Source organism: Nocardia sp. NPDC051030 (genome assembly GCF_040683015.1).
Classification (GTDB): Bacteria; Actinomycetota; Actinomycetes; order Mycobacteriales; family Mycobacteriaceae; genus Nocardia.
The window spans coordinates 363,556-385,218 of sequence record NZ_JBFBCD010000009.1 but is presented as its reverse complement, the minus strand read 5'-3'; the positions used below and the strand labels follow the sequence as shown (position 1 = coordinate 385,218).

Genomic DNA, 21,663 nt, shown 5'->3' with positions numbered 1-21,663 from the left:
TATCGATATGTGGCCACATAGGAGATGATCATGGACGTCGGGATTCGGGAACTGCGCGACAGTCTTAGCCGCCACCTGGCCGAGGTTCGCTCCGGCCGCACCGTCACCATCACCGATCACGGACGGCCGATCGCCCGCATCGTTCCCGTCGAGCAGCCGACCCGGCTCGAACAGCTACGAGCCGAAGGGCGCATCCAACCGGCACGCAAGAAGAAGCAGCCGGCGCCGACGCCCGTCCGTGGGAAAGGTGTCGTCAGCGATCTCATCGATGAGCAGCGTCGATGATCGGATACCTGGACACGTCGGCGTTCGTACCGCTACTGGTCGATGAACCGAGCAGTGAAGCCTGCCGCCGATTCTGGGATGATGCCGACGCTGTCGTGTCGAGCAGGATGCTCTACGTCGAAACCGCGGCCGCACTCGCGCAGGCTCATCGCATGACACGCCTCGACGACGTGGGATACGCGGCGTGTCGGCGACTCCTCGACCAACTCTGGTCACAGATCGAAGTCACCGAGGTGGACGAGCCTCTGATCGTGCGCGCTGCGGAGTTGGCGGACTCCCAGGCGCTGCGCGGCTATGACGCGGTCCATTGCGCGTCAGCCGAACAGTTGGAGGACACAGACCTGGTCGCCGCATCGGGCGACAAACGCCTGCTCGAAGCGTGGAGAAGGTTGGGAGTGGCGACCTTCGATACGAATGCTCCCGAGTCCACGACCTGAGTCTTTCCGCTATGACAGTGCGCGGGGAATCCGCAGGCGAATTGCGTTCTCGCAGCTACAGAATCGGGGACGGGGTGTAGCGGGCGGCCTCCGGGTCGGCGTCGACCAGTTTCTGCACCTGGGCGATGACTGCGGCGGTTTGTGCTTCGGCCGCGCCGATGAAGGCGGAGCGGTCGGACAGGGCGGCATCGAGGGCGGCGCGGTCCAAGGGCATGCGGGCGTCGGCGGCCAGGCGGTCCAGGAGGTCGGGCTCGCGGCCCTGCTCGCGCATGGCCAGGGCCACGGCGACGGCGTGCTCCTTGATGACCTCGTGGGCAGTTTCGCGGCCGACACCGGCGCGGACGGCGGCCATGAGAATGCGAGTGGTGGCCAGGAAGGGGAGGTAGCGGTTGAGTTCGCGGTCCACCACGGCGGGGTAGGCGCCGAATTCGGCGAGGACGGTGAGGAAGGTTTCCATCATGCCGTCGATGGCGAAGAAGGCGTCGGGGAGCGCTACGCGGCGGACCACCGAGCAGAAGACGTCGCCCTCGTTCCATTGCGCGCCCGAGAGTTCGGCGGCCATGGAGGCGTAACCGCGCAGGACCACCTGCAGGCCGTTGACGCGCTCGCAGGAGCGGGTGTTCATCTTGTGCGGCATGGCCGAGGAGCCGACCTGGCCGGGCTGGAAGCCCTCGGTCACCAGTTCGTGGCCGGCCATCAGGCGGATGGTGTGCGCGAAGGAGGACGGGCCCGCGCCGACCTGCACCAGGGCGGAGAGCACATCGTGGTCGAGCGAGCGCGGGTAGATCTGGCCGACGCTGGTCAGCACGTTCGCGAAGCCGAGGTGGTGGGCCACCTTCTGCTCCAGCTGGGCGAGCTTGCCCGCATCGCCGTCGAGCAGGTCCAGCATGTCCTGGGCGGTGCCCATCGGGCCCTTGATGCCACGCGCCGGGTAGCGGTCCAGCAATTCCTGGAGCCGGGTCAGCGCGATCACCAATTCGTCTGCGGCGGAAGCGAATCGCTTGCCGAGGGTGGTGGCCTGGGCGGCCACATTGTGCGAGCGTCCGGCCATCACCAGGGTCTGATACTGGGCGGCGCGCTCGGTGAGCCGGGCGGCGATGGCGACGCCGTGCTTGTAGACGTGCTCGAGCGAGAGCCGGATCTGGAGTTGCTCGACGTTCTCGGTGAGGTCGCGGGAGGTCATGCCCTTGTGCACGTGCTCATGCCCGGCGAGCGCGTTGAATTCCTCGATGCGCGCCTTCACATCGTGGCGGGTGACCCGCTCACGCTCGGCGATGGAGGCCAGATCGACCTGGTCGATGACCCGCTCGTAGTCCTGAACGACGCCGTCGGGCACCTCGATGCCGAGTTCGGCCTGGGCGCGCAGCACCTCGAGCCACAGCCGCCGCTCGAGCACGATCTTGTGCTCGGGCGACCACAGGTGCACCAGCTCGGGGCTGGCGTAACGGGTGGCGAGGACGTTCGGAACAAGGCTCACGTGCAGCGATTTTACCGGCCTGCCCCGGACTGGTTTGCCGCAGCATCGCTCTCGGCCGAATCGGTATCGCTCCCGGCCGGATTGCCCTCGATCACGCCGGCGGAGCGACGATATCGATGACTTCCAGCAGCGCGCCCCGGGCCATTCGGCGAGGCTGCGGATCGAGCTCCCCGAGCGCGGTCACGACGGCACCGTCGACCACCGCGCACAACCGGCGTAGCTGTTCGGCCCGAACCACCCGATCGGACCGGCGCAGCACATCGGCGAGCAGCTCATCGAGCTGGGCGCGTAGTCGGAGCTGCACATCGCGTAGTTCGGGATGCCGGGCGGAGGCCACCGAACGCTCATACCGGGCGATCAGCTGGCTGCGGGCGTCCTCGTCCTGAATCTCCGGACCCACCAGCAGGTCCAGCACCAGGTCCACGGTCGCGTCGGCGCCGCGGCGGCGATGGTTCACCTCACCGACCCGGCGGCGCATGGCCTCCAGCTCGGCGAGACCGGAGAATTCGACCGCACGCGCGATCAGATCCTCGAGCGATTCGAAGTAGTAGGTGGTCGACGCCAGGGGCAGATCCGCCCGGGTCGCGACCGAGCGGTGCCGGACCGCCTCGAAGCCGCCTTCGAGCAGCAGCTCGGCGGCGGCTGAAACCAGCGCTTGGCGACGCCGTTCGCCTTTCGGTGTCGTCGCAGTGGTCACGGTGCAATCGTGCCAGTCATGACCCGGGCACGTGGGCGAGTCCGGCATAACCCACTCGAGAAATGTCTTGGCAGATCACGCTATATACCGTTCCAACCGGTCGAGTGCCTCCTCGATATCGGCACTCGCACCCGCGAACGAGAAGCGCACGGTGTGCGACCCGTTGTGAGTGTCGAAGTCGATGCCGGGGGCGAGCGCGACGCCGGTGTGGTCCAGCACATCCGTGCACCACCGCATCGAATCATCGGTCAGGTGAGCGATATCCGCGTACGCGTAGAACGCGCCGTCCGCCGGAGCCAGATCGGTGATGCCCAGCTTCGGCAGGCCGGACAGCAGCAGTTGCCGGTTCGCGGCATAGCGCCGCACATGCCCGTCGAGCTCGGCCTTGGCCTCCGCGCCGAAGGCGTGCACAGCCGCGAACTGGGAAATGGCGGGCGGGCAGACCGTCATATTCGAAGCCAGCCGCTGCAGAGCCGGGCGCAGCGAGCGCGGCACCAGCATCCAGCCCAGCCGCCAGCCGGTCATGGAGAAGTATTTCGACACCGAGCCGATGACCACCGACTCCTTCGAAGTCTCCCACGCCGAGGAGGTCGGCTCGGTGTCCGCGGAAAGCCCGGTGTCATAGACGATGCCGTGGTAGATCTCGTCCGAAATCAGCAGCGTCCCATGGTCATCGCACCAGCGAGCCAATGCGGCCAGCTCGTCCGGGGCGATCATGGTGCCGGTCGGATTGGCCGGGCTCGCCACGATCAAACCCGCGGGCGGCTCGGGCAGCGCCTCCAGCATGGCCACGGTCGGCTGGAACCGGGTCTCCGGGCCGCAGTCCAGCTCGACGACATTGCAGCCCAGCGCCGTCAGCGTGTTCCGATACGCCGGATACCCAGGTCGGGCCACCACAACGGTGTCCCCGAGATCGAACGCCGCCAGGAAGATCAGCGTGAACGCGCCCGACGATCCGGTGGTCACCACCACATCCTCGGCGTCCACCTCGACCCCGTAGGTGCTCCGGTGATGCCCCGCGATGGCCTCCCGCAACGCCAGGATGCCGAATGTCTCGGTGTACCCGAGCAATTCGGAATCCATGGCCTCCTTCGTCGCCCGCAATACCGCCCGCGGCGCGGGTGTGGAGGGCTGCCCGGCGGCCAGCACGAGCACATCCCCGTGGGTTCGTGCCCGTTCAGCTGCTGCTTTCCAGACATCCATCACGTAAAAAGGTGGAATGGCCGACCGGCGAGATTCGATACGCACCCGACAGACGGTAGAGCACCCGCTCCCCCGCCTGTCCCCTAATGGCCGCCGGAATGCCTGAGGAGGACGCTTTGCAGGGGGGACCAACCGCCACCGAGCCCAGCTCGGCGGCCGAAAGACAAGCGCCGTCCAGCGGGGGTGAACCCGCCGCACACGGCCCCGACCCGACGGTCGAGCCCGATGAGCGCGCGGCGGCCGACCCCGAAGCCGCCGAGGCCGACACGCACACGCCCGAAGCAGACGCGCCCGAAGCAGACGCGGAACTCGCGGGGGCAGAGCTGGACGCTGAAGGTGCCGAGGCGGAGGCCGACGCAGCGGATGCAGATACCGCCGAAGGGGCTGAGGCGGACGCCGACGACGAACCCGAGGCAGAGGGGTCCGAAGCGGAACCCGGAGTGCGCAAGCGCGGGTTTCGGGCGGGCGTGGACGGCTTTACGCCCGGGATTCGGGCTGCGCTGAGTTCGGCCGAGGCCGGGCCGTCGAAGGTGCGGCAGCGGGCCGTCGAGGCGGCCGGGCAGGGTGCGGCGTGGGTTCGGGCTCAGGTGCCGGTGGCTCGGGAACGCGGGGGGCGGCTCTGGGAGCAGCGGCCACGGTCTCGGGCGGAGTTCGAGCAGCTGTACGAGAAGGGGAAGGACGAGGCGCGGCGGCAGGCTCCGGTGGTGCGGGCCTGGGCGATCAAGAATCGGGTGCTGATCGGCGGGGTGGTGGCCATCATGGTGTTCGCCGGGGCGGATAGTGCGATCGGGTTGATTCCGACCGATGCGCCCGTGGAACCCGGTGTGGCGCTGCGGGTTCCGGTGGCCTACCCCTTGCAGGTGCAGACGCCCAAGGAGTCGGCCAAGCGGTATCTGGACGCCATCAACAATGGTGAGCGGATTCGTGAGTCGGCGGTGGTGGCGGCCGCGGCGCGATCCACGCTGGAGCGGGCCAAGGCGGAGGCCGCCGCCGCGGTGGCCGGGGAATATCAGCCGTGGATGGCGGGGACGCCGCTGCCGGACGGGACCATGCCGCCCGGATTCGTCATGCCGGGCGTGGGCGGGTTCGTGATTCCCGCGAAGGGCGCGTTCACGTCCGGGTTCGGGACCCGCTGGGGCACCATGCACCAGGGCATCGATATCGCGGCCCCGATCGGTTCACCCATCTACGCGGTGGCGGCGGGCACGGTCATCGACGCGGGCCCGGCGCAGGGCTTCGGCCTGTGGGTGCGCATTCGCCACGATGACGGCACCATCTCCGTCTACGGCCACATGTACGACTTCTCGGTCTCGGTAGGCGAGCGCGTCCCCGCGGGCATGCAGATCGCCCGCATCGGCAATCGCGGCGACTCCACCGGCCCGCACCTGCATTTCGAGATCATCATCAATGGCCAGCATGTGGACCCGCAGATCTGGCTGGCCCAGCGCGGCATTTCTCTCACCGGCTGACCCCGGAACGCGAACGCCCGCCCGAGCCGAGCTCGGGCGGGCGCGAAAGCTGTTCGCCGGATCCGGGATTCAGACCGCGGCAGGAATGGTGATGCGGCCTTCTTCGGCCGCCAGGCCGATATCGCTGCGGAAGTGACCGCCGGGCAGCTTGATCCCCGCAAGACGCGCGTAGGCGTTGGCGCGGGCCTCGGCGAGGTCCGCACCCTGTCCGACGACGGACAGGACACGCCCACCGGCGGAGACCAGCGCACCGTCCTCACGCTGTGCGGTACCGGCGTGCAGCACCTCGGATTCGGTTCCGGTGCCGGTGGATTCGGCTCCGGTGATGACATCGCCGCTGCGCGGGCGGCCCGGGTAGTTCTCGGCGGCCAGCACCACGGTGACGGCCGAGCCGTCCTTCCAGCGCGGCGCGGCGACCTGGTCGAGGGTGCCGGTGGCGGTGGCGTAGAGCAGCTCTGCCAGGGGGCTGTCCAGCATGGCCAGTACGGCCTGGGTCTCGGGATCGCCGAAGCGGCAATTGAATTCGACCACGGCGGGTCCGTTGGTGCCGATGGCGAGGCCCGCGTACAGCAGGCCGCTGAACGGCACGCCCCGGCGAACCATTTCGGCCGCAACGGGTTTCACCACATCGTCGACAATGGCGGTGGCGGTGGCCTCGGGCAGCCACGGCAGCGGCGTGTACGCGCCCATGCCGCCGGTGTTCGGCCCGGTGTCGCCGTCGCCGACCCGCTTGTGGTCCTGGGCGGGCAGCAGCGGCACCACGGTCTCGCCGTCGACGAGGCAGAACAGCGAGACCTCGGGTCCGTCGAGGAAGGATTCCAGGAGCACCGGATGCCCGTTCTCGAGCAGTTCCGCGGCGTGTTCGCGCGCCACCGACCGGTCGGGGCTCACCACTACGCCCTTGCCCGCGGCCAGCCCGTCGTCCTTCACGACCCAGGTGGGCCCGAAGCGATCGAGTGCGGCATCCAGCTCGCCCGGGTGATCCACGATCTCGCTGTGCGCGGTGCGAACCCCGGCGGCGTTCATGACGTCCTTGGCGAACGCCTTGGAGCCCTCGATGCGCGCGGCGGAGGCGGACGGCCCGAAGGCCGGAATGCCCGCGGCGCGCACCGCGTCGGCGACGCCGAGCACCAGCGGCACCTCGGGTCCGATCACGACGAGGTCGGCGGCCAGCTCCTGGGCCAGCGCCACCACGTCCTCTCCGGAGGAGGGGTTCACCGGCCGCACATCGGCATGCTGGGCAATGCCCGCATTGCCGGGCGCGGCGGTCACCGCGGTCACGGCCGGGTCCTTGCGCAGGGCGAGGACGAGGGCATGTTCACGGGCTCCGGAACCGATGACGAGTACGCGCACGGCAGACAGCTTAGAGGGTGGGAGTGCGTTCCAACTGGGGGGATGATGGTCGGTGAGGGCGGTCACCGGAAATCCACTATGAGGATGTGCCTGCGATGGGCTTGATCGACGGAATCATGGGCAATGCGGGTCGCATCGATCCCGGCGGCGCACAACAGGAGTACGGCAGGCTGCTCGGTCACGGAGAAACGGTTCATGCCGCGTATCTGCTGGTCCGCGATGCCATTCTCTTCACCGATCGCCGGCTGATCATGGTGGACAAGCAGGGCCTCACCGGTCGCAAGGTGAGCTATCACAGCGTCCCGTATCGGGCGATCACGCACTTCTCGGTGGAGACGGCGGGCACCTTCGATCTGGATGCGGAACTGATGATCTGGGTGTCGGGTTCCCACGAGCCGATTCAGAAGCGCTTCAATCGGCAGGTCGACATCTACGAGGTGCAGGGCATCCTGTCGCACTTCGTCGCGGTCTGAGCGCACCGGTCGCGCCCCGCGTAATCTCCGGGGCATGGCTTCCGTTTTCTCCGCAATCATCAATGGCCAGCTGCCTGGCCGGTTCGTCTGGGAGGACGACGAGTTCGTCGCATTCCTGACCATTGCCCCGGTGACGCAGGGGCACACGCTGGTGGTGCCGCGCAAGGAGATCGATCAGTGGCAGGACCTCGATCCGGAGACCTTCGCGCGAATGGGCGCGCTGGCTCAGAAGATCGGCGTCGCCGTGCGGGCCGCATGGGACGCGCCGCGCGCGGGCCTGCTCATCGCGGGCCTCGAGGTGCCGCATCTGCACATGCATGTGTTCCCGGCGTTCGAGCTCGGTGATTTCGATATCACCGGCGCGGATCCGGAGCCGAGCAAGGAATCCCTGGACGAGGCGCAGGCCAAGCTCAAGCAGGCGCTGCGCGACCTGGGTTACGGCGCCAACGTCCCCGACTGACCGTCGCGGGGCAGCCGCACGGTGAAGGTCGTTCCCACGCCGGGCTCGCTGGTCACCGACACCTCGCCGCGGTGCGCGGTGACCAGCGCCTGCACGATCGAAAGTCCCAGTCCGGTACCGCCGCTCACCCGGCTGCGTGAGCTGTCGGTGCGATAGAAGCGTTCGAAGACCCGCTCGGCCTGTTCGGGTTCCAGGCCGGGCCCGGTATCGGCCACCTCCAGCAGCACCTCGTCCGCGGCGGGGGTCAGGCGCACGGTCACCGCCGCCTCGGGCGGGGTGTGCACCATGGCGTTGTTGATGAGGTTGGCGAAGATCTGCCGCAGCCGCGTCTCATCGCCCAGCACCTCCAGAGTGCCCGCGCCGGAACGGATTTCCAGGTCGATCTGCCGGGTCGGCGCGTCCGGATGCTGCACGGCCGCCAGCGCGCGAGCGCTGTGCACGGCATCGCTGGCCAGGGTCAGCAGGTCCACGGGCCGCCGGTCCATCGGCCGCTGCTCGTCCAGGCGGGCCAGCATGAGCATTTCCTCCACCAGCAAGCCCATGCGCTTGGATTCGCGTTCGATGCGATCCATCAGCATCTCGGGTTCGGTGATGGCACCCTGCCGGTACAGCTCGGAGAAGCCCTTGATCGTCGTGAGGGGCGTGCGCAATTCGTGGCTGGCATCGGCGATGAACCGCCGCATCTTCGCCTCGGATCGCCGCGCACCCTCTTCGGAGGCTTCGGTGGTGGCGAATGCCTGCTGGATCTGGGTGAGCATGATGTTGAGCGATTGCGAGAGGTGATCCACCTCGGTGTCGGTGCCGCGCACCGGGACTCGCTGATGCAGATCCCCGCCCGCGATGGCGGCGGCGGTCCGCTCCACTTCCCCGAGCGGTCGCAGACTGCGTCGAATGACCAGCCGGGCCACGACCGCGAGCGCCGCCAGCACCAGTGCGCCGATTCCGGCTTGCAATCCGATGAGCCGGTCGAGGATGGACTTGGTCTCGTCCATCGGTATGGCGACCGTGCTGCTGCCGTTCGTATTGGTCACCCGCACGATCCGCCACAGCTTCCCGGAGTCACCGACGGATTCGACGGTGACCGCGTGATTGCCGAGATCCTCGGGCACCACCGGTTCGTCCGACGCGGGATCCAGGTGCTGCACCAGCGCGCCGGTCGAATCCAGCACTCGCACATAGAAACGCGTCGGCGGCCCCTCCTTGCCATTGACCGGCACGGACCTCGGACGTGACCGGCCCGGTTCCGCCCAGCTGTGGGTGGCTTCGAAGAGCTGCTGATCGAGGCGCTGGATGAGCACATTGCGCATGAGCGAGGTCACCGCGATGCCGGAGAGCAACAACCCGAGCGCGGCCAGCGCGACCAGGGCGATGGTCAGCGTGGTCCGCAGCGGTACCGCGGCAAGCCGATGGGAGATCCGGGCGCGGGTGTTGTGGGCGACCTCCGCGGCATTCACTTCGCGATCGATTTCCGATTGGGTTCGCGCATCACGTATCCGACCCCACGCAACGTGTGGATCAGCCGGTCAGGTCCGGTGTCGACCTTCTTGCGCAGGTACGACACATAGGTTTCGACCACGCCGACCTCGCCACCGAAGTCGTAGCGCCACACGTGATCCAGGATGCGCGGCTTGGAGAGCACGGTCCCGGCATTGACGAGGAAGTAGCGCAGCAGTGTGAATTCGGTGGGCGACAGGGCGATCGGCTCGCCCGCCTTCCACACCTCGTGGGTGTCGTCGTCGAGTTCGATATCGGCGAAGCGCAGCCGGGAGGATTTGGCCTCCGGCGCGGTGCGGTGCGCCCGGCGCAGGATGACCCGCAGTCGCGCCACCACTTCTTCGAGGCTGAACGGTTTGGTGACGTAGTCGTCCGCGCCGAGGGTGAGCCCGGTGACCTTGTCGTCCACATCGTCGCGTGCGGTCAGGAACAGCACGGGCGCGTCGATCCCGTCCGCCCGCAACCGCCGCAGCAGCCCGAACCCGTCCATGCCCGGCATCATCACGTCCACGATGAGCGCATCGGGCCGGAAGGCCCGCGCCCGATCCAGTCCCTCGCTCCCGCTCGAGGCACTCACAACCTCGAACCCCTGATACCGCAGGCTGACCGTCAACAACTCCACGATCATCGGCTCGTCATCGACGACCAGGACCTTCGCCTCTGCCACCTGATCTCCGGAACGCTGCACGGGCACACCTGTCATGACGGTAATCCTGCGTCCACCATCGTCGAGTTCCCTGAACCCTCGCTGGGAGTTTCCTGGGAGCGATTCGGACCAACTACGCACTGTGCCCATGAAAAACGCCGGTGATCTGCAAGATCACCGGCGTCTCGAACCCCGAGCCCCCTGTCAGGATTGAACTGACGACCTTCGCTTTACAAGAGCGGTGCTCTACCACTGAGCTAAGGAGGCGGAAAGCGGTGCCCATCATAACCGGGTGGGCCGGCTGCGCGGAAAAGCCGGCGTCTCCGGTCAATCGGTACCCGCATCGGAGCCGGGGTGCGGCCGTTCGACGCTCAGGGCGTCGCTCGGCCGCATCCGGAAGCCGTTGCGCAGTATCGGACTAACCGCTAGGTGTCAGGACTGAGCCGCCTGACGGGCCGCGTCATCGGCGGCCATGGCATCTCGAAGGCTCTTGGGACGCATATCCGTCCAGTTCTTCTCGACGTACTCGACGCAGGCAGCACGGCTGTCCTCGCCGAACACGACTCGCCAACCCGCCGGAACCTCGGCGAAGGCCGGCCACAGGGAATGCTGCTCTTCGTCGTTGACCAAGACGAAGAACCGGCCGTCTTCGTCATCGAAGGGATTGGTGCTCATTTCACCTCACTGGATACTGGCGCTGTGTACGGATACGGCGACGGATCGCCCTCGCTGCGGCACCGCAGTGATGGAACGAACCCCCGACGTTGATTCGACCCTAGCAAGGCGGGCGTTACGCAAGGGCGGTTACCTTCACGCTCCGAGGAATTCCAGCAGGATCTTGTTCACGACTTCGGGGCGTTCCAGGTAGCCGAAGTGCCCGGCATCGGGAACTTCCTGGTAGCGCGCGCCCGGAATGACGTCCGCGACCTCGCGGGACAGGTAGGGCGGGATCATGCGGTCATCGGCGAAGCCGACCGATAGGCACGGCACCTTGATGCCCCGGTAGGCGGTGGTGCGGTCGAAGTCGTGGTCCATGCGCCGCTGCGCCCGGACACCGGGCGAGGCCGGGCCGCCGGTGAATTCGAACAGGTCCAGCCAGTCCCGGGCGGCATTGGTGTCGGCCATGGTGGCGGGCGAGAGGTTCATGAGCGCGGTGAGCGCGGCCTCGTACTTGGCGGGCAGCCGCACACCGGAGTCGTCGAATTCGTGCTCGCCCAGCGACATGGTCTTCTGGAACTGATCGAGGCGGGCGTGCCCGGCCAGGAAGACCGCCTTGCGGACCAGGTCGGGGCGGGCCAGGGCGAGTTCCTGGGCGACGCGCGAGCCCATGGACTGGCCGACCACCAGGGCCGGTCCCTCACCCAGGAATTCGATGAGTGCGGCGGTATCGCGCACCAGCTCGTCGATGTGGATCCCGTTCGGGGCCTCGAAGGAGGGCGCGATGCCGCGATTGTCGAAGGTGCAGACCCGGTAACCTGCGGCGATCAGCGCGGGCACCTGGTGCAGTTCCCACACCCGGCCCGGGCTGCCGGTGCCCATGATCATGACGACCAGCGGGGCCGACCCCTTGACGTCGGTGCCCTGCTTCGGGTCTCCCTTGACCTGGTAGTTCAGCGAGATTCCGTTCACCGTCGCCAACGGCATGCTGCGACACCCCTTCATCAGGTCCAACGACTCGTGCTTCCGTTCACCGTATCTGTCTCCGGGCCCCCAGCGTTTCGAGCGTCCGGAGTACCCCGGTTTCGAGCGTTGCGTTTCGAGCTCTGTTGCACCGAGTGCACGGACCCGTCAACCCAGGCAGATACGATGGATCTTTCACGACCTGTGACTTCCCCGAGAGGACATGATTATGGCCGCGAACAGCAGCGCCAAGGACATCGCGGACGACGATCTGGAACCGCTCGCCGACGAAACCGCCCGCCAGGCCCAGCGCGTGGTGGCGGCCTACGCCACCGATGCGGACGAATGCCGCATGTTGCTGTCCATGCTGGGTGTCGCTCCTATTACGCGAGGCGAATAGGCTCGTGCACCCGGACAGCTCCGGTTCCGGTTTTGTAGTCGTCGCCAACCGGCTACCGGTCGACCTGGAGCGACTACCCGACGGCACCACCCGCTGGAAACGCAGTCCCGGCGGTTTGGTCACCGCCCTGGAACCGGTCCTGCGCAATAACAAGGGCGCCTGGGTCGGCTGGGCCGGCGTACCGGATGTGGAGATCGATCCGATCGTCGAGGACGGCCTGGAATTGCATCCGGTCCCGCTCTCGGCCGATGAGGTCTCCGACTACTACGAGGGTTTCTCCAATGGCACCCTGTGGCCGCTGTATCACGATGTGATCGTGCGGCCGGTCTACGACCGCAATTGGTGGCAGGCCTACGTGCAGGTCAACCGTCGTTTCGCCGAATACACCGCGAAGGTGGCCGCCGAGGGCGCGACGGTGTGGGTGCAGGACTATCAGCTGCAGCTGGTGCCGAAGATGCTGCGCATGCTGCGCCCGGATCTGACCATCGGTTTCTTCCTGCACATTCCATTCCCGCCGGTGGAACTGTTCATGCAGATGCCTTGGCGCACAGAGATTGTCGAAGGCCTGCTGGGCGCCGATCTGATCGGCTTCCATCTGCCGGGTGGTGCGCAGAACTTCCTGTATCTGGCCAGAAGGCTTGCCGGACAGCCGACTTCGCGCGGCAATGTGGGCGTACGCTCGAAACTCGGTGTGGTGCAGGTGGGTTTCCGCACCGTGCGGGTGGGAGCGTTCCCGATCTCCATCTCCTCCACCGAGATGGACGAGTACTCGCGCCGCCGCGATGTGCGCGAGCGGGCCGCGAAAATCCGTGCGGAACTGGGCAATCCGAAGAACATCCTGCTGGGTGTCGACCGCCTCGACTACACCAAGGGCATCGACGTCCGGCTGGCCGCGCTGGAGGAGCTGCTGGCCGAGGGCCGCATCGACCCGGCGGAGACGGTGGTGGTCCAACTGGCCACGCCGAGCCGCGAACGCGTCGACTCCTACATCCAGATGCGCGGCGATATCGAACGTCAGGTGGGACGCATCAATGGCGAGTACTCCCGGGTGGGCTACCCGGTGGTGCACTACCTGCATCGCCCCATCCCCCGCGATGAACTCATCTCGTTCTTCGTGGCCGCGGACGTCATGCTGGTGACCCCGCTGCGCGATGGCATGAATCTGGTCGCCAAGGAGTACGTGGCCTGCCAGGGCGGCCTCAACGGCGCGCTGGTGCTGAGCGAATTCACCGGTGCGGCAGCGGAATTGCGTCAGGCCTACCTGTGCAACCCGCATGACCTGGACAGCGTCAAGGATGCCCTGATCGATGCCATCGAGGACGATAAGGACACCCGCCGTCGTCGCATGCGTTCCATGCGCCGTCAGGTGCTGACCCACGACGTGGACCGCTGGGCCCGCGCCTTCCTGGACGCCCTCGCCACCGACCGCGTCGCCGGGAGCGCCCTGCTCACCGACGACGATGTCGATCCGGGGACACTGCGCCGCTAGCCCTGCACGCTGGCGTCGAAGCTGTACACGACCCCGGTGAGCCGTTCCGACTCGAGCCAGAGCCGGGCGGCGAGCTCGGGGTCGTGCGCCGCGGCGCAGGCCTCGTTCAGGACCGGGTAGCCCTTGAGTCGCCCTGAGGGACCGAAGAATTCGCCGCCGCGCGCCGTGGGATCGACGGCCGCGCGCAGTGTCGGCAGCGCGCCCATCTCGGCGGTTTGCAGCAGCGGCTTGAAGATCCAGTCCACCTTGGGGCTGGTCAGCGGCATGAGCATCGGGGGCAGGAGCTTGTTGAAATCGGTGCGCGCCGCACCCGGATGCGCCGCGAGCGCGACCAGATTCGTATCCATGCCATTGAGCTGCCGCTGAAGTTCGAAGGTGAACAGCAGATTCGCCAGCTTCGACTGTCCATACACCGCGAACTGCTGATACTTGCGCCGCTGGTAGAACAGATCGTCCACGTCCAGCGCCGAGGATTTATTCGCCGAGGTGCCACTGGACACCGTAACGATCCGTCCGGCGGGTGCGGCCAGCAAGAGATCCAGCAGCAGTCCCGTGAATGCGAACGGCCCCAGATAGTTTGTGGCGAGGGTGGATTCGAATCCATCGGCGGTTTCGGTCCGCTGATGGCTCATGGTGCCCGCATTGTTCACCAGCAGATCGATGCTGTCGTACTCGTCCCGTATCCGCGCCGCCGCGTCCCGCACGGATTCCTGCGAGGACAGATCCAGCTCCACAATGGGCAGCTGGGCCTCGGGCGCGGTCTGATGGATGAGTTCCACTACGCCCGCGGCCTTTTCGACATTCCGGCAGGCCAGCAGCACCCGCGCGCCGCGCTCGGCGAGCATGCGCGCGGTCTCGAGCCCGAGTCCCGCGGTCGCACCGGTGACAACGGCGGTGCGCCCCTTCAGATCCGGGATATCGGCCGCGGTCCAGGGCGTCGTCTTTTCGCTCACCCGAGCGAGCCTAGATCGGGTCGACGTCCGCGACCAGCCAGCGGCCGTCCCGCTTGTCGAGTTTCACACGCAGGCGGGTCTGGTCGTCGGTGCCCTTCGACGGATCCTTGCCGACGCTCTTCTGATTCAGGAGCACCATGACCTCGGCATGGTCCGCGCTCGCCGAAATCACCCCGGCGGCTTCGATGGTGGCGGTGCTGTCGAAGCTGGAGCCGAACATGCCTTCCGCGGCCCGGCGCGCCACCAGGACCGAATCCGTGCGGGCATCATCGACCTGCTGGTCCTGCCACGCGCCGTACCCGTTCCAACCGGCGACGCCGAGGCTCCCGCCGAGCAGCATCCCGGTGCTGGCCAGCAGGCCGACCGCGTACTTTCGCCGGATCACTGCATCCGCTCCATTCCGGTCACCGAGAGCTTGCCGTCGTCGGCGCGGGCGACGGTCACCCGGAACCGGCTCAAAAGTACTTGCGGCCCTTCGGCTCCGACATTGGACAGGGTTTGCTTCACCAGCACGAGTGCCTGCGCGGAATGGTCGTCCGAGCTTTCCAGGGCGGCCTCGATGACTTCGCCCTTCGCCTTCACCTGCGCCTTCTGCACGAGCTGGGAGAAGTCGTCCTTGCCCTTGGCGAGGTCGGCGGCGAACACACCGGAGGCCATGGCCAGCACCCGAGCGAAATCGTCCGGGGCGGTATCGAAGTCGAGATTGGTGACACCGGTGATGGCCTGCTCGGCGAACTGGATATACGCGGCGCGCTGGACCTCTCGGTCCGCCGCGATATCGCGCTGGTGCAGAAAGTATCCCGACGCGCCGAGCGACACGAAGGTCAACAGGGTGCAGACCGCCGCCGCGAACAATATCCACACGGTGCCGCGCGTACTGGAAACCTTTGCGGGCGTTTCGGATTCGGTGAAGGTCGCATGGCGGTACCCCGCACCCCTGATCTCACTCATCACCACTGATCTTGCGCTGGATCACGCCGAAATGCGAATAGACGATGATCAGATCGGGTCGACGTCCGAGACCAGCCAGCGGCCGCTCTGCTTGTCCAGCTTGACCCGCAGCTTGCTCTGGTCGTAGGTGCCCTTGGCCGGATCCTTGCCGACGGCCTTCTGATTCATGAAGACCATGACCTCGGTGTGGTTCGCACTCGCCGAGATCACGCCGGTGGCCTCGATCGTGGCCGTGACGACCAGTTCCTTCTCCTTGGCCCCGGGTGCGATCACATCATTGGTGACCTTCATCCAGTCGGCCTTGAAGTCGGAGGTCATATCGTCGACGACCTTGGGCATCTGCTGGTCGACGCTCTGATAGCTGTAGCCGAACATGCCCTCGATGGCACGCCGGGCCACCACGACCGAGTCATTGCGGGCATTGTCGGCCTCGCGTTCCTGCCAGGCGGAGTAGCCGGTCCAGCCGCCGACAATGAGGCTCGCGACGAGCAGGACGCTCGCGCCGGTGAACAGCCACAGATTGAACGATTTGCGAATCTTCAACGTGCGCTTCACAGCACCATCTCCATTCCGGTCACCGACAGCTTGTCCCCGTCCCCGCGGGCCAGGGTCACCCGGAACCGGTACTGGCGCTGCTGCGGACCTTCGGCCCCGGCATTGGTGAGGGTCTGCTTCACCGCGACGAGCACGATCGCGGAACGATCGTCGGAGCTCTCCAGTGCGGTTTCGACGACCTCACCCTTGGTTTTGACCTGCGCCTTCTGGACGACCGAAGAGAAGTCGTCCTTGCGCTTGGCGAGATCGGCGGCGAAATCGCCGGAGGTGACGGCCAATACGCGGGCGAAATCGTCCGGAGCGGTGTCACCGCTGATATTGGTGATGCTGGTCATCGCCTCGCGGGCGAACTGCGTGTACTCGGTGCGCTGGGCCTCCCGGTCGGCGGCGACATTGCGCTCGTGCAGGAAGAATCCGCTCGCGCCGAGGGATGCCACGGCCAGCACGACGAAGACCGCCGCGGCGATCCGCATCCACATCGGTCCGCGCTCGGCCGAAGCAGCTGCGGGCGCTTCGGATTCGGCGGTGTCGGCGTCAGTCGACTCGGTGACCTCGACGCCGGTCGACTTGGTGAGCTCGACGGCGGCCGCCGGGGTGGCCTCGACGGGAGCCTCGGCGACCGGCTTGTCCAGCTTCACGGTATCGGCGGCCGCGATCTTCACCGTGGTCTCGAATACCGGTGAGGCGACGGCCTTCTCCTCCGGCGGCGGCCCTTCCGAGCGCACCGCGCGCCGACGGGAACGGTTGTTCACCCCACTGGTATCACTCATCGCATCTGCTCCTGCACCATTGCTGTCAAACTCGACGGAACGACCCCGGACCCGTCCGGTCCGATGTTGGCCAGACGATACGTGCGATTGTCGGGTCCGAGGAAGGTACCGCTGCTCGGATCGTACGACCGCGTCTTGACCGAGGCGGGTTGGGTCCCATTGGGTGCACCACCCTGATCCGCGGCCGGCGCGTTCGAGTTCCCCTTCTCGAAGGGCAGCGGCATATTGCCCTCGGGCACGTACCCCTGCGGATCGCGGCACAGTTCCGGCGTCGGAGCCCGCCTGCCGGGGTACTCCATGCACGGCGTATTGCGAATGCCGCGGACCGCGTAGGGCGCATCCTGGGCCGCCTTGCAGTACAGGTTGTCCGGCGTGGCCGGGTGGTCCAGGTTGCTGGCGTCGCGCCGCTGGTCGGACGACAGGAAGCCGACGGTGCAACCCACCGGATCGTTGACGCCCACCATGAAGTCGACCATCGCACCGTATTCGATGGGCCCTCCGGTGGCGACGGAGAGCAGGCCGGCGATCAGCGGCGGGAAGACGACCAGGAGCTCTTCGATGCTCGGGTTGTAGATGTAGCTGACCTGTCCGACGCTGACCAGATTGCGGGCGAGCAGCGGCAGGGTCGGCTGGAGATCCTGGAAGAGCTTGGTGGCGGTGTTCGCCGCGCCCGGCGTCTTGTTGATGACATTGCGCAGCGCCGGATCATGTTCGCGCAGTTGGTCGGTCAGCGTGGCCAGATCCTTGGTCCAGCCCCGGATGGCGTCGTCGGACTGGACCTGGGTGTCGAGCAGCGGTCCGATCTTGTCGATCAGATCCTTGGTGGCCTGCGTGTTGTTCTTGGCCTCCTGCACCAGCAGCGATGCGGAGTCCAGGAATCGCGCCAGGTCGGGACCCGCGCCGTCGAATGCCTTGAAGGCATCGTCGATGACCTGCTTCAGCTTGGTGTCGGCAACACTGTTGAGCAGCCGATCGGTCCGGTCGAGCAGGGTGCCGACGTCCTGCGGCAGCTTGGTGCGCTCGACCGGAATCACCGATCCGCCGGACAGGTTGCCGCCCTTGGGATTCTGCGCGGGAACCAGGTCGACGTATTGTTCACCGATCGCCGACACGCTGCGCACCACGGCGTCCACATCGGACGGAATCTTGTAGTCGCTGTCGATGGACAGTTTCGCGTCCACACCCGCGGGCGTGAGCCGAACCTCTTGCACCTTGCCGACATTCTTGCCGCGGTAGGAGACATTGGCGTGCTCGTAGAGCCCGCCGGTGGAGTCCAGTTTCACGGTCACGTCGTAGACGCCGATCCCGAACATGGCGGGCAGCTTCACGTAGACCCCGGCCATGACGGCCAGGCCGATCACGGTCAGGACGGAGAAGATGACCAGCTGGGTCCTGACGAAGCGTGTGAGTTTCACTGTCCACTCCCTTGCGGCACGGTGATCCCCGGAATCGCGGGCAGACCGGGCACCTGGCCCAGGCCCGGGATGCTCGGCACCTGATCCGACTTCGGTTGCAGCGGAGCGGTCTTCGGATCGACCGGGCCGCCGTCGGTGCCGCCGACCTGACCCAGCGCGCCCTCGACGCCGGCGACCCGCGGGCCGAGCGGGGTCGAGGTGAGGAAGTTCTTCTGCAAGCGCGCCGCGGTGAGATCGAAGACGATCTTCACGTTCAGGTAGTCGCCGCGCACCGCGCCGTCCAGCGAATGCATGGGGAACGGGAAGGTGAGCAGCATGCCCAGCGCCTGGGTGAGATTGCTGCCGGTATTGGCGATCTGCTCCAGCGCCGGCCACAGGTTGGCCAGGTCGGCCTTCAGCGCGTCGCCGCCGTCCTTGACGAACTGCGACACCACATCGCTCAAACCGCCCAGTGCGGTCAGGGTATTGGTGATGGTCTCGCGCCGGTCGGCGAGGACGGTCAGCGCCGGATGAATATTGTCGATGGCATCGGCCACCTTGTCCTTCTGCTGCGCCAGGACCCCGGAGAACCGGTCCAGCCCGCCCATGGCATCGATGATGTCCTTGGTCTGGCCGTCCAGCGTGGTGACGAGCGAGTTCAGCTGCGGCAGCAGGTCGCGGATGGCGTCGGTGCGGCCGCTGAACGCCTTGTTCAGCTCACCGGTGATGTTCTCCAGCTGGCTGATTCCGCCGCCGTTGAGCACCACCGAGAGGGACGAGAGGGTCTGCTCGGTGGTCGGGTACGCACCTGCCCGCTCCAGCGGGATGATGTCCCCCGCCTTCAATTCGCCCTGTGCCGCAACGTCGGTGGGCGCGGCCAGTTCCAGGTGATTGGAGCCGAGCAGACTGGTCTGCCCGATCTTGGCGGTCGCGTTCGCCGGTAGTTTGACGCCCTTGTCGATGCTGACGGTGACCAGCGCGTGCCAGCCCTCCACCTCCATGCCGGTCACCGAGCCGACGGTGACGTCATTGACGCGGACCGGCGAATTGCGGGTCAGCGTGGTGACATTCGGCATCTGGATCTTGACCTGCCAGGCGCCCTCACCGGTTCCGGCGGCGCCGGGCATGGGCAGCGAATTGAGCCCATCCCAATCACATCCGGTGGTGCCGAGCGCGATGGCAATGCCGATGGCCAGTCCGGCCACCCGTTTGCGTCCCAGGATGGTTCTCATCAGTTGCCTCCCGGAAGAGCCAGATCGGCAAGGGATTTCGGCGCGCCGACCTGTGTTTGTCCAGCGGCACGGGCCGCGAGGTCCGGGGTGCTGTACTTGATCTGGTCGGGTGTCGCGCCGGCCGCGGTGGCCGGGCTGAGCAGGAACGGCAGATAGTTCATGGTCAGGTTCTGCAATTGCGGTCCGAGCACCGTCGAGCACAGGTCGGCGCTCTTGTCCGCGGTGGGCCTGCCGTCGGCGCGAATCGAACCACAGATGAAGCTGAGCGGATCGGCGAAGTTGGTGAGCACCGGGTAGCCGGTGACACTGCCGGTCAAGGGCTTGTAGATCTGGTAGAAGTTCGTCAGCGCGGTGGGACCGGAGTGCAGCAGACGCTCCAGCTGAGGCCGCTTGTCGACCAGGATCTGGGTGACGTCGGTCAGGCGCTGCAGATCCTCGGTGAGGGCACCGCCGCGCTGATCGATGAAGCGCTTCACATCACCGACCGCGACATCCAGATTGTCCAGTCCCGCACCGAGATCGGTGGACACATTGGCCAGCACCTGCGACACCGAGGCGAGCCGCCCACCGAACTGCACGATCTGGTCGTTGCTCTTGGAGAGCACGTCCACGAACGTCTGGAGGTTGCGGATGGTCGCGAACAGATCGGTGCGGCCGTCGGACAGGGTGCTCAGCGCGCCGGACAACTCCTTGAGCGCAGTGCGGAAGGCATCGCCATTGCCGTCGAGATTGTCGGCGGCGGTATTGACGAAGCGTCCGAACGAGCCCTGCTTGTCCTCGCCGACCGGGCCGAGAGTCGTTGCGAGCTTGTTCAGTTCGGCCTTGATGTCATCCCATTCGACGGGGATGGCGGTGTGCTCGATCGGAATGGAGCCACCATCGTTCAGCTTGGGGCCGCCGGTGTAGGCGGGTGCGAGCTGAACGAACCGCGCGGACACCAGGTTCGGCGAGACCAGCACGGCCTTGGCGTCGGCGGGCAGATCCACGCCGCGGTCGATGGTCATCTTCACGGTGACCCCGTCCTTGCCGGGATCCACGGAATCGATCTTGCCGACCTTCACGCCGAGCACCCGGATGTCGTCACCGGCGTACAGGCCGCTGGTGGCCGGGAAGTGGGCGGTGATCTTCTTCTTGCCGATCTGCCCGATCGTGGAGTAGCCGACCGCCACCAGCGCGGCGATCACCACGACCGCGGCGGCGATCTTGGCTGCCCGTGGCAGCGTTCCGAGTTTGCTTCGCACTGCGTTCATTTCTGCGGTCCCGTCAGTCCGGGAGTGATGGTCGGACCGGTGCTGAACTGGTTCTTCAGCGCGTCGGGCAGGTTCTGCGGCCAGACCATGGCGTCGATCAGCGTCTCCAGGCTCGAACTGCTGAAGTTCGAGATGTAGGCCTGGAAGTAAGGGCCGGAGCCGACCTGCTCACCCAGCGCACCCGCGTACGGTCCGACGGCGTCGAGCGCGTCCTTGAGGTCCTGCTGATTCTTCTGCAGCACACCCAGCACCGAATTCAGTTTGTCGAGAGTGGGTTTGAGTTCCGCCTCATTGTCATTGACGAAACCGGAAAGCTGCTTGGCCAGGCCGTTCACATACACGATGAGCTGGCTGAGCGCACTGCGCCGCGAATCCAGTTCTCCGAGCAGCGAATTGCCATCTACCAGCAGGGAACTGATCTTCTGGGCCCGATCCGACAGCACCTTGGTGACGCCCTGTGCCTTGGCGAGCAGATCGGTCAGCGCCTGATCGCGGGTATTGATGCTGCGGGACAAGGCGGTAATGCCGTCCAGCGCGCTCCGCAAGGGCGCGGGCGTATCGGCGAAGGTTGCCGACAGTGCGTCGAGGGTGGTGTTCACCTGGTCCATGTCCAGCCCCTTGACGGTGTTGGACAGATCGCCCAGCGCGTCATTGAGCGAATACGGAGAGGTGGTGCGATCCAAGGGAATCGGATCGTTCTTGGAGATCGTCCCGCCGCCGGCCGGAGTCACCTCCAGCGACTTGCGACCGAGCACGGTATTGGTCTTGATGGCGGCGGAGGTCTTGTTGCCCAGCGGAATTCCCTCGTCGAGGGTGAAGCGCACCTTCACCTTCGCCCCGTCCAGTTTCACCTCGTCGACACGGCCGGACTTCACCCCGGCCACCTGCACCTGGTCACCGGCGAGCAGGCCGCCCGCGTCGCCGAAGTAAGCGATGTACTCGGCACCGGAACGCATGAAGGGGACTCGGTCGAATTGCAGGGACGACAGTGCGACGGTCACGGCGACCACGATGCCGACGACGCCGATATTGATGGTGGAGCGGTTCGCGTTCAT

24 protein-coding genes and 1 tRNA gene are annotated in these 21,663 nt (G+C 66.6%); 7 read left to right on the top strand and 18 right to left on the bottom strand.

Annotated elements, in window-relative coordinates:
* The first annotated feature begins 30 nt into the window (after positions 1-30).
* Both AB0N05_RS29775 and AB0N05_RS29770 read left to right on the top strand, forming a co-directional pair.
* Positions 31-285, top strand: coding sequence for a type II toxin-antitoxin system prevent-host-death family antitoxin (locus AB0N05_RS29775; RefSeq protein ID WP_364699876.1), 255 nt, complete (start codon positions 31-33; stop codon positions 283-285).
* Complete coding sequence (locus AB0N05_RS29770; protein WP_364699874.1) at positions 282-722, top strand: type II toxin-antitoxin system VapC family toxin; 441 nt, start codon at positions 282-284, stop codon at positions 720-722. The genes AB0N05_RS29775 and AB0N05_RS29770 overlap by 4 nt, the downstream gene beginning before the upstream one ends.
* Before the next feature lie 55 nt (positions 723-777).
* Here AB0N05_RS29770 and purB read toward each other — a convergent pair whose 3' ends face one another.
* From purB to AB0N05_RS29755, 3 genes are all read right to left on the bottom strand, one after another.
* Entirely contained in the window at positions 778-2,199 is a 1,422-nt protein-coding gene (gene purB, locus AB0N05_RS29765) for an adenylosuccinate lyase (RefSeq protein ID WP_364699872.1), read from the bottom strand.
* Positions 2,200-2,290: 91 nt separating this feature from the next.
* A complete protein-coding gene (locus AB0N05_RS29760; protein ID WP_364699870.1) occupies positions 2,291-2,896 on the bottom strand; it encodes a TetR family transcriptional regulator in 606 nt (201 codons plus the stop codon).
* Between the two features lie 75 nt (positions 2,897-2,971).
* Positions 2,972-4,144: a pyridoxal phosphate-dependent aminotransferase gene (locus AB0N05_RS29755; protein WP_364699868.1), complete on the bottom strand. Its 1,173-nt coding sequence runs from the start codon at positions 4,142-4,144 to the stop codon at positions 2,972-2,974.
* Positions 4,145-4,686: 542 nt separating this feature from the next.
* Between AB0N05_RS29755 and AB0N05_RS29750 the strand changes: the two genes are divergently transcribed.
* On the top strand, positions 4,687-5,568 hold the full coding sequence (locus tag AB0N05_RS29750) for a M23 family metallopeptidase (RefSeq protein WP_364700121.1): 882 nt from the start codon (positions 4,687-4,689) through the stop codon (positions 5,566-5,568).
* 69 nt (positions 5,569-5,637) lie between these two features.
* On the opposite strand, the gene purD is transcribed toward AB0N05_RS29750, so the two are convergent.
* On the bottom strand, positions 5,638-6,921 hold the full coding sequence (gene purD, locus AB0N05_RS29745; protein WP_364699865.1) for a phosphoribosylamine--glycine ligase: 1,284 nt from the start codon (positions 6,919-6,921) through the stop codon (positions 5,638-5,640).
* A 95-nt stretch (positions 6,922-7,016) separates the two neighbouring features.
* Between purD and AB0N05_RS29740 the strand changes: the two genes are divergently transcribed.
* Together AB0N05_RS29740 and AB0N05_RS29735 are read left to right on the top strand one after the other, a co-directional pair.
* On the top strand, positions 7,017-7,394 hold the full coding sequence (locus tag AB0N05_RS29740; RefSeq protein ID WP_364699862.1) for a PH domain-containing protein: 378 nt from the start codon (positions 7,017-7,019) through the stop codon (positions 7,392-7,394).
* Positions 7,395-7,428: 34 nt separating this feature from the next.
* Positions 7,429-7,854 carry an HIT family protein gene (locus AB0N05_RS29735; protein ID WP_364699859.1) on the top strand — a complete coding sequence of 142 codons (426 nt, stop codon included), beginning with the start codon at positions 7,429-7,431 and terminating at the stop codon, positions 7,852-7,854.
* Here the strand turns inward: AB0N05_RS29735 and AB0N05_RS29730 are convergent.
* The 5 genes from AB0N05_RS29730 to AB0N05_RS29710 form a co-directional block, all read right to left on the bottom strand.
* On the bottom strand, positions 7,830-9,308 hold the full coding sequence (locus AB0N05_RS29730; RefSeq protein WP_364699857.1) for an ATP-binding protein: 1,479 nt from the start codon (positions 9,306-9,308) through the stop codon (positions 7,830-7,832). The genes AB0N05_RS29735 and AB0N05_RS29730 overlap by 25 nt on opposite strands.
* Positions 9,305-10,051, bottom strand: a complete 747-nt coding sequence (locus AB0N05_RS29725; RefSeq protein WP_364699854.1) for a response regulator transcription factor — start codon at positions 10,049-10,051, stop codon at positions 9,305-9,307. Before AB0N05_RS29725 ends, AB0N05_RS29730 begins: the two co-directional genes overlap by 4 nt.
* Before the next feature lie 138 nt (positions 10,052-10,189).
* Positions 10,190-10,261 (bottom strand) — tRNA-Thr (locus tag AB0N05_RS29720).
* Positions 10,262-10,426: 165 nt separating this feature from the next.
* Positions 10,427-10,669 (bottom strand): MbtH family protein, encoded by a 243-nt coding sequence (locus AB0N05_RS29715; protein ID WP_019931522.1) that lies wholly within the window; start codon positions 10,667-10,669, stop codon positions 10,427-10,429.
* Between the two features lie 135 nt (positions 10,670-10,804).
* Positions 10,805-11,638 carry an alpha/beta hydrolase gene (locus tag AB0N05_RS29710; protein ID WP_364699852.1) on the bottom strand — a complete coding sequence of 278 codons (834 nt, stop codon included), beginning with the start codon at positions 11,636-11,638 and terminating at the stop codon, positions 10,805-10,807.
* 205 nt (positions 11,639-11,843) lie between these two features.
* Between AB0N05_RS29710 and AB0N05_RS29705 the strand changes: the two genes are divergently transcribed.
* A complete protein-coding gene (locus tag AB0N05_RS29705; protein WP_364699850.1) occupies positions 11,844-12,014 on the top strand; it encodes a hypothetical protein in 171 nt (56 codons plus the stop codon).
* A 4-nt stretch (positions 12,015-12,018) separates the two neighbouring features.
* Positions 12,019-13,503 carry a trehalose-6-phosphate synthase gene (locus AB0N05_RS29700; RefSeq protein ID WP_364699847.1) on the top strand — a complete coding sequence of 495 codons (1,485 nt, stop codon included), beginning with the start codon at positions 12,019-12,021 and terminating at the stop codon, positions 13,501-13,503.
* Here AB0N05_RS29700 and AB0N05_RS29695 read toward each other — a convergent pair.
* From AB0N05_RS29695 to AB0N05_RS29655, 9 genes are read right to left on the bottom strand one after another with little or no spacing between them, the layout of a single operon-like run.
* Entirely contained in the window at positions 13,500-14,456 is a 957-nt protein-coding gene (locus AB0N05_RS29695; RefSeq protein ID WP_364699845.1) for an oxidoreductase, read from the bottom strand. The genes AB0N05_RS29700 and AB0N05_RS29695 overlap by 4 nt on opposite strands.
* A 10-nt stretch (positions 14,457-14,466) precedes the next feature.
* Positions 14,467-14,841 carry a hypothetical protein gene (locus AB0N05_RS29690; protein WP_364699843.1) on the bottom strand — a complete coding sequence of 125 codons (375 nt, stop codon included), beginning with the start codon at positions 14,839-14,841 and terminating at the stop codon, positions 14,467-14,469.
* Entirely contained in the window at positions 14,838-15,407 is a 570-nt protein-coding gene (locus tag AB0N05_RS29685) for a hypothetical protein (protein WP_364699840.1), read from the bottom strand. Before AB0N05_RS29685 ends, AB0N05_RS29690 begins: the two co-directional genes overlap by 4 nt.
* 48 nt (positions 15,408-15,455) lie before the next feature.
* Positions 15,456-15,962 (bottom strand): h domain protein, encoded by a 507-nt coding sequence (locus AB0N05_RS29680; RefSeq protein ID WP_364699837.1) that lies wholly within the window; start codon positions 15,960-15,962, stop codon positions 15,456-15,458.
* Positions 15,959-16,732 carry a hypothetical protein gene (locus tag AB0N05_RS29675; protein ID WP_364699835.1) on the bottom strand — a complete coding sequence of 258 codons (774 nt, stop codon included), beginning with the start codon at positions 16,730-16,732 and terminating at the stop codon, positions 15,959-15,961. Before AB0N05_RS29675 ends, AB0N05_RS29680 begins: the two co-directional genes overlap by 4 nt.
* Positions 16,729-18,147 (bottom strand): MlaD family protein, encoded by a 1,419-nt coding sequence (locus tag AB0N05_RS29670; RefSeq protein WP_364699832.1) that lies wholly within the window; start codon positions 18,145-18,147, stop codon positions 16,729-16,731. Before AB0N05_RS29670 ends, AB0N05_RS29675 begins: the two co-directional genes overlap by 4 nt.
* Entirely contained in the window at positions 18,144-19,358 is a 1,215-nt protein-coding gene (locus tag AB0N05_RS29665) for an MCE family protein (RefSeq protein WP_364699830.1), read from the bottom strand. Before AB0N05_RS29665 ends, AB0N05_RS29670 begins: the two co-directional genes overlap by 4 nt.
* Positions 19,358-20,608 carry an MCE family protein gene (locus AB0N05_RS29660; protein ID WP_364699827.1) on the bottom strand — a complete coding sequence of 417 codons (1,251 nt, stop codon included), beginning with the start codon at positions 20,606-20,608 and terminating at the stop codon, positions 19,358-19,360. Before AB0N05_RS29660 ends, AB0N05_RS29665 begins: the two co-directional genes overlap by 1 nt.
* Positions 20,605-21,663 (bottom strand): MCE family protein, encoded by a 1,059-nt coding sequence (locus AB0N05_RS29655; RefSeq protein WP_364699825.1) that lies wholly within the window; start codon positions 21,661-21,663, stop codon positions 20,605-20,607. The genes AB0N05_RS29660 and AB0N05_RS29655 overlap by 4 nt, the downstream gene beginning before the upstream one ends.

What these genes read in the sequence shown, in the direction of transcription:
- AB0N05_RS29775 (WP_364699876.1), top strand. Translation starts at nt 31, where the DNA reads ATGGACGTCGGGATTCGGGAACTGCGCGACAGTCTTAGCCGCCACCTG.
- AB0N05_RS29770 (WP_364699874.1), top strand. Translation starts at nt 282, where the DNA reads ATGATCGGATACCTGGACACGTCGGCGTTCGTACCGCTACTGGTCGAT.
- AB0N05_RS29740 (WP_364699862.1), top strand. Translation starts at nt 7,017, where the DNA reads ATGGGCTTGATCGACGGAATCATGGGCAATGCGGGTCGCATCGATCCC.
- AB0N05_RS29735 (WP_364699859.1), top strand. Translation starts at nt 7,429, where the DNA reads ATGGCTTCCGTTTTCTCCGCAATCATCAATGGCCAGCTGCCTGGCCGG.
- AB0N05_RS29725 (WP_364699854.1), bottom strand. Translation starts at nt 10,051, where the DNA reads ATGACAGGTGTGCCCGTGCAGCGTTCCGGAGATCAGGTGGCAGAGGCG.
- AB0N05_RS29715 (WP_019931522.1), bottom strand. Translation starts at nt 10,669, where the DNA reads ATGAGCACCAATCCCTTCGATGACGAAGACGGCCGGTTCTTCGTCTTG.
- AB0N05_RS29710 (WP_364699852.1), bottom strand. Translation starts at nt 11,638, where the DNA reads ATGCCGTTGGCGACGGTGAACGGAATCTCGCTGAACTACCAGGTCAAG.
- AB0N05_RS29705 (WP_364699850.1), top strand. Translation starts at nt 11,844, where the DNA reads ATGGCCGCGAACAGCAGCGCCAAGGACATCGCGGACGACGATCTGGAA.
- AB0N05_RS29685 (WP_364699840.1), bottom strand. Translation starts at nt 15,407, where the DNA reads ATGAGTGAGATCAGGGGTGCGGGGTACCGCCATGCGACCTTCACCGAA.
- AB0N05_RS29675 (WP_364699835.1), bottom strand. Translation starts at nt 16,732, where the DNA reads ATGAGTGATACCAGTGGGGTGAACAACCGTTCCCGTCGGCGCGCGGTG.
- AB0N05_RS29665 (WP_364699830.1), bottom strand. Translation starts at nt 19,358, where the DNA reads ATGAGAACCATCCTGGGACGCAAACGGGTGGCCGGACTGGCCATCGGC.
- AB0N05_RS29660 (WP_364699827.1), bottom strand. Translation starts at nt 20,608, where the DNA reads ATGAACGCAGTGCGAAGCAAACTCGGAACGCTGCCACGGGCAGCCAAG.
- AB0N05_RS29655 (WP_364699825.1), bottom strand. Translation starts at nt 21,663, where the DNA reads ATGAACGCGAACCGCTCCACCATCAATATCGGCGTCGTCGGCATCGTG.